3 protein-coding genes are annotated in these 7,469 nt (G+C 38.6%); 2 read left to right on the top strand and 1 reads right to left on the bottom strand.

Going from position 1 to position 7,469, the window contains the following annotated elements; all coding sequences use genetic code 11:
• Positions 1–2,565 (bottom strand): two-component regulator propeller domain-containing protein (locus Q8907_10325; GenBank protein MDP4274662.1); only part of this gene is annotated, 2,565 nt, incomplete at its 3' end.
• Between the two features lie 240 nt (positions 2,566–2,805).
• Here Q8907_10325 and Q8907_10320 point away from each other — a divergent pair.
• Both Q8907_10320 and Q8907_10315 read left to right on the top strand, forming a co-directional pair.
• A complete protein-coding gene (locus Q8907_10320) occupies positions 2,806–5,976 on the top strand; it encodes a TonB-dependent receptor (protein ID MDP4274661.1) in 3,171 nt (1,056 codons plus the stop codon).
• Positions 5,977–5,989: 13 nt separating this feature from the next.
• On the top strand, positions 5,990–7,469 hold a 1,480-nt coding region (locus Q8907_10315), incomplete at its 3' end, for a RagB/SusD family nutrient uptake outer membrane protein (GenBank protein MDP4274660.1).

Below are 7,469 nucleotides of genomic sequence, written 5' to 3'. Positions count from 1 at the left end.
TCGGAATTCATGTGAGACATTTGAAAAAAACTGTAGCTTGGACTTATTTAATTCTTCCAGTTTTTCACGTTCCAACCGTTCAATTTGCAGATTATTCCTCATGGTAAACCTAAAAATCATGAGTTTGCGGATAAGTAAGAAAGCCAACAACAACAGACATACATATACAAGATAAGCCCACCAGGATTCCCAAAAAGGAGGTTTGACGTGAATAATAATTTCCCGGTCTTTGCTGTTCCATATACCATCACTGTTTGTTGCTTTCAGTTTGAAAATATAAGTACCGGGATTAAGGTTGGTATAATTTGCAAATCGCTGACTATAATCCTTTATTGTCCATTTCCTGTCAAATCCTTCCATTTTGTATGCATACCTGATTTTTTCCGGTGCATTATAATCAATAGCTGCAAACTCAATGGTAAAGCTGTTATCAATATGTCTGAAATTTATTTTCTTTGTTTCATTGATAGATTCTTTAAGAATAATTCGTCCTTCTGAATTTTTCCCTACAGGCACTACATTTTCGAAAATTTTAAACCTGGTAAAGACCAGGGTGGGGAAGCCTTTGGTTTCGCGGATGCTGTCGGGTTGAAAATAAATCAGCCCTGATGTCCCTCCAAAATAGAAAGTCCCATTTTTCCCCTTAAAGCAGGAAGCAGGCCTGAACTCGTTCCCGGATAAACCGTCATAGGTATAATAATTTCTGAAAATTTTTGTCTTAAGGTTAAATTTTGATAAACCATTCAGGGTTGAGAGCCAGAGGTTATTTTTATCATCTTTTAAGATTCCATATACGGAATTATTGGCGAGACCATCAGAGGTAGTATATTTCTTTATATGCTGGTTCCTTTCATCAATACAATACAAACCACTTGATGCACCAAACCATATTTTATAATCAACATCCTCAAACAGGCAAAAAATTGCGTCTCCCTGGATTTTCCCATTTGCAGCTGTATAGGCATTATAATGCGAAGTGTTTTGATTCCAGCAGTATAAACCATAGTAACTTCCCAACCATAAATTATTATTCCTGTCCAGTAAAAGAGCGGTGAGAAACAAAGGAAGGTTGACGGTTTTATTTTTTATTTTAATAGTCTGGTAATTGGTATATTTATGGGTTTGGGTGTCAAAATGCTGAAGTCCGCCCCCGTTGGTTGCTACCCAAAGGTTGTTGGCCTGGTCTGATATGATGGAAGTAACATAATTAAAATCCCTTCCTTTATTTAATGGATCTATCAGATAAGTGTGAAAGCTGTTTTGTTTCCTGTCGAACATGGAAAGCCCGCCCAGGTAAGTTCCTGTCCAAATATTATGTTTTTTATCTTCAAATAAAGAAATTACTGCATTATCAGGCAAGGAAGATAAATTAGCCGGATTATGGATGAAATTTTTAAAAGTTTTCCCTCCCTCGGGGAGACAGTTTAAGCCTCCACCATCAGTGCCAACCCATAAATTATGGTTGCTGTCATAAAGAATTGATTTGACGATGTTGTTGCTTATGCTGAAAGTAGAATTGTTTATCTTTTTAAAACAGAAAAAGGGTTTTTCCGTCTGTTTTTTAAGATATATCCCGGCATAATCAATCCCAAACCATAAATTTCCTTTAGAGTCATCAAAAATATGAATTTTTGAATCATTTATATTTTCCAGGTCAATGACATGGTTTGCATCATGGAGAGTAAGAGATACGGGATCAAGAATTTTTAATCCGTTTCGTTCGGTGCCTATCCAGATTGTTCCTTTTTTATCTGTTGCAATGGAATAGATGCCTCCATTAAACAGATTACCGGGAGTATGAAAATAAGAGATGGTCCTGAAAGTGTGGCTTTTAATGTTAAAAATGCTGATTCCTCCTTTTATTGTTCCGATCACAATATTCCCATGTGCATCCTTACCTAAAGAAAGGATAGAATTATCACAAAGTGAATTGCTGTTTTTATTATGGCGGTAATTAATAAATCTGTTTGTATAGGGATTATAACAGAATAACCCGTTTTTATCGCTGCCTATCCAAAGACAGCCGTTATCATCAAAAAGTTCGGCATTTAGCAAATCCCGGGATAATTCCTGATTTTCAAATTTATGGTTGAAAAAATATGAAGTATTATTTCTTGTATTTATTTTAATCAGTCCCACGGAAGTAGTCAACCAGATATTCTGATTTTTATCTTCTGAAATATCGGTAATTTGCATATGAATAGCCTTACCCTTATATTTTACAGGATAACGGTAAAAATTATCCTTTTGCCGCTTGTATAAATTCAACCCATGTTCTGTACCTACCCATAATCTTCCTTTAGAGTCTGCAAATACGGCAAAGACTGCATCCAGATCAAGTGAGTTAACATTTGAGGGGTCGTGTTTGTAAACGACGTAATTATATCCGTCGAATTTATTCAGGCCATTATTGGTGGCAATCCAGATAAAACCCTCTTTGTCCTGGGTAATCTTGTTAAATGAAGTATTGGATAAACCCTGATAGGGGGTATAAAATTTATCCTGTTGTGCTTTAGCATAAAATAAGCAACCCAATAGGCTTATCAGACAAAGCAGTTTTTTCATGTAGTGAGTTTTTAAGGTGCAAATGGTTTAAGGTTGAAAAGAAATTCTAAGATAGGATATTGCTGGAAATTTTCATGAAAAATCAGACTCAATATTAACATAAACTTTAAAGAATGTAACAAAAAATTGCAGGATGAAACATAATCTTAAAAGCAGGTAACAAAAGAAGCCTTTAATCTTGTGTATGTGCAGTAAATTTGGTATTTACAATAAACTTTAATCCACTTAATCTTAAACCGAATGAAGAAACGTTTAATACTATTTTTATTCATGCTCTGTTTGGTGGGGTATGTAAAAGTAGATGCTCAGGTGTTCAGGGTAACTGGAACAGTTACCGATGCATCTAGTGGTGAGACATTGCCAGGAGTGAGCATCATTTTGAGGGGAACTACTAAAGGGACTATTACTGATGCAAAAGGGAAATACAGTATTGATGTTCCTGAAAAAAATGCTGTACTTATTTTCTCTTTTTTAAGTTACAAATCAGAATCCGTAAGTGTTAATGGGAATAATGTTGTAAATGTTAGTTTAACCCCTACAGCAAAAAGTCTGGACGAAGTAGTGGTTGTGGCTTATGGAACTGCCAAGCGGGCTGATCTGACGACAGCTCAAACTTCAGTATCAGCCAAAGATCTGGACAAGACTGTTAACACTACTATTGAACAGGCTATACAGGGGAGGTCGGCAGGTACCTATATTATACAAAATACCGGTCAGCCTGGTGGCGGTATTTCTGTGACTATACGGGGTGTCAACTCGATTAACGGGACCAATGAACCTTTATATGTAATCGATGGGGTTCAAATTGCCGGGCAATCAGTAAACTATGGTGCTCAAAGTTCATCCAACCCTCTTGCCGGCATTAATCCTGCTGATATTGCAGATATCCAGGTTTTACAGGGGCCTTCTGCTACTGCTCTTTATGGGTCCAGGGCAACCAATGGCGTCCTTTTAATTACAACAAAGCGTGGTAAAGCAGGTCAGGCAAGGATAACTTACAATTTCCAGGGAAGTGTCCAGCTGCCTCCAAAACATCTTTCCGTAATGAATTTGAAAGAATATGCTGAAATGGTAAAAGAATTCCATTCCATTGCAGGAGGAACCACACCTGCTGAATTCTTGGATTCTTCTCTTTTGGGTGAGGGCACCAATTGGCAAAAGGAATTATTTAAAAAAGCCTATATGTATAAACACCAGATCAGTATAAGTGGAGGAACCGATAAATCCATATATTATATATCCGGTGAATATATGAACCAGGATGGCGTGGCTGCAGGTTCTGGTTTCGACAGGTACAGCTTCCGTGTAAATTTAGACAACAAACCTTTGGATTGGATAAAGGTAAGTACCAACCTGAGTTTTAACCAAACAAAAGAAACTCTTACAACAAGCGATAACAATCTTATTTATAGCGCTCTGACCTTAACTCCCCAAATTCCTGTAAAAAATATTGACGGAACATGGGGCGGAGGCGATGTAACCAATGGGGCCAATCAATTTGCTCCCGTTAATCCTGTTGCTATTGCTGCTTTGACAACCAATAACAATACCCGCAGGCAATTTTTAGGCGGAGTGGATTTGAATCTGGATTTGTTAAAAGGATTGACTTTCAAGACATCTTTTAATACAAATTTGAATTATGCTAATTCCAATCTTTTTGTGCCTATTTATAAGATTGGCTGGGCAATTAATGCAACAGCCACTTACACCGACGGGGGAAGTGTAAATACCTACTGGAATTGGAACCAACTTCTGAATTATACCAAACAATTTGGTAAGCATAATTTTGAATTGATGGTCAGCCACGAATCGCAGGTATCAACATGGAAGAACACTTCATCAGGCAGAAAAGGTTATCTGACCGATAATATTTTAGACATAAATGCAGGTGATCCGACCACAGCATTCAATAACGGAGGAGAAGGTGAATGGGCAATGGAATCCTTCCTGGGCAGGTTAAATTATAATTACGCCGAAAAATATATCATTGAAGGATCCGTCAGAAGAGATGGTTCTTCCAATTTTGGTTCAAACAACAGATGGGGGACTTTCCCTGCAGTTTCAGCAGCCTGGAGAATATCAAAGGAACCATTCTTTAATATTCCTTTTATGAATGAATTAAAGCTGAGGCTTGAAACCGGCACTACCGGCAACCAGGGCAGTGGCGGCATTTATTCCCCAATGGCTGCCGGAGCTTCCGGATTGGGTGGTACAGGTTTTCTGCCTTCACAGTATAGCAATCCTGATTTGAAATGGGAAGAAACCAAAACAAATAATGTGGGAGCCAATATCGGTTTATTTAAAAACAGAATCCAGCTCGAATTTGATTATTATAAGAAAAAGACGGACAATCTTATTATGAGAAATCCCTTACCTTACTATATGGGAACTTATGGGGTGGGATCTTCAGCTGCCCCCGTTGTAAATATTGGTGCTTTGGAAAATAGGGGCTGGGCCTTTACATTAATATCGACCAATATTGATACCAAAAACTTTAAATGGGAAACGAATTTTAATCTTTCCAGATTTAAGACCAAGATTACAAAATTCTATTCTGATGCAGCAATTATAGATCGTAGTTCCTGGTGGATGAACAGTTGGACACAACGTTCCGCAGTGGGTAAGGCTCCCTGGTTATTCCGGGGTTATATCCAGGAAGGAATATTCCAAAATACGGATGAAATAAATAATAGTGCCGTTCCTCTTAATAATAGTGGCAATCGTCTTCCAACCGATCCGGATAACGGAGTTTGGGTAGGTGATATTAAATACAAGGATGTCAGCGGGCCTGACGGAGTACCTGATGGGAAAATTGACACTTATGATCAGACTTACATCGGGAATCCCTGGCCTAAATTCTTTGGCGGGTTTACAAATACTTTCTCCTATAAAGGTTTTGAGTTGAGCGTTTTGTTTACTTTCACTTATGGAAACGATGTATTCAATTATCAGGCCTGGTATAATTCCAATCCCAATCACATTTATCTGAGTCAGAATTTGCTCAACACTGCCAGAAATTTTGCAAGGCTGACTTCAGATGAAAATGGCAATGTGATAGTTGCTAATCCGGGAGCCGAACTTCCCAGATTAAAAAGCGGTGACGTAAATGGCAACTGGGAAAGATTTACCGATAAGTGGGTAGAGGATGGTTCCTTTATTAAACTTAAGAACGTATCCCTGGCTTATAATGTACCTTCCTCTGTCTTCACCTTCCAGAAAATCATTAAAGATATGAGGATTATGTTTAGCGCGCAGAATGTAGCCACATTTACAAAATACAAAGGCTATGATCCAGAAGTAGGTGCTTATGTCGGGGCAAATGCAAGTTCAGACAACCAGGCCATAGGTGTTGATTACGGACGTTATCCATTGACTCCGGTTTATACATTGAATTTAATTGTGAATTTTTAAAAAATTCCGGACTATGAAAAATTTAAAAAATTTATATAACAAAATAATAATCTTCTTCCCTATTCTTTTACTGGCAGGTTGTTCCAAAGATTTTCTGGACAGGCCTCCCAAGGATTCGGTTACAGATGCCAGCTTTTATAAAACCGATGAAGAAGTGCTTGCTGCCACATCATTATTGTACAGTAAAGTTTGGTTTGATTATAATGATAAAGCTTCTTACAATCTTGGTGATTTCAGGGCAGGAACTGCTTATTCTGCCTATAATGACAGGGGCAACGTTTTATTCCATACAACCGGCGATAATCCGGAGAATCTTGCTGCCTGGAGTGCATTTTTTAATGTAGTGGGTCAATCAAATTTGGCCATACAGAATATAAATAAATATGCCGGTTCAGGCGTGTCTGCTGCTGTCAGGAAACAGGCTATTGCCGAATGCCATTTTATGAGGGCATTGGCTTACCGTTACCTGGTCATGAACTGGGGCGAAGTACCTGTGATTACCAATAATCTTACTTTACTTTCAGATACCACCATTCAAAAAAACACGGGCAAAAGTGTCTGGAAATTTATCACCAATGAGATGAGTGCCGCTGCCGAGGATTTACCTGAAAATGCAACTGCCACAGGCAGGCTTACCAAATGGTCGGCTGAAGGTATGCTGGCCAGGTTCTACCTGACCAGGGCCGGAGTTGAAGCCAGCGGAACTACCCGTAAACAGGAATTTCTTGATAGTGCCAAATATTATGCCGAGAGGGTAATCAAAAATAGCGGTGCTTCTTTGGTCAGCAGTTATGCCAATCTTTTTCTTTATCCTTATGACAATAATTCGGAGTCATTGTTCGAACTGCAATGGGCATATACTTCTGATTGGGGGTATTCAAATACAGCTCCAGCCTATCTGGCATATAGTTCAAATATTGCAGTTGACGGTTGGGGTGGGGATAAAAGTGCTACCTGGTGGATGCTTAAGCAATATGACGGCATAAATTCCACTAATGATGCTGATACGGTTATGATAGGTAAAACTCTTGATCAAAGGTTGAAAGCAACTTTCATGTTACCCGGTGCCTACTATTCTGAAATAAATAAAAGTTCAGGCGGATTTGTATATCCGGCAGTTTATGATTATCAGAGAAGTTTTGCGGCTATCAAAAAATATGTGGTGGGTAAACCTGCAGATGTGGGAGGGAATGCTGCTTCCCAACGTTATCCAAATGATACATACATGCTTCGCCTGGCAGAGATGTACCTTGTTTATGCTGAAGCTGCACTGGGTAATAATACTACCGGTTATACAAAAGATGGAACAATCCTTGAATACTTTAATAAGGTTCATACCAGGGCCGGTTTGCCTGCTGTAGATTCGGTTTCTTGGGATATGATTTTCAAGGAAAGAATAATTGAGTTTGCCATGGAAGGAATGGGCTGGTATGATTTTGTCAACCTGCATTATTATAATCCGGACAAGGCCTTTCAGATCTTAAATTCACAGG

The sequence above is a fragment of the Bacteroidota bacterium genome, assembly GCA_030706565.1.
Classification (GTDB): Bacteria; Bacteroidota; Bacteroidia; order Bacteroidales; family JAUZOH01; genus JAUZOH01.
This window is presented reverse-complemented; position numbering and strand designations above follow the sequence as displayed.

Coding starts and splice junctions, on each gene's coding strand:
- Q8907_10320 (MDP4274661.1), top strand. CDS start 2,806: ATGAAGAAACGTTTAATACTATTTTTATTCATGCTCTGTTTGGTGGGG.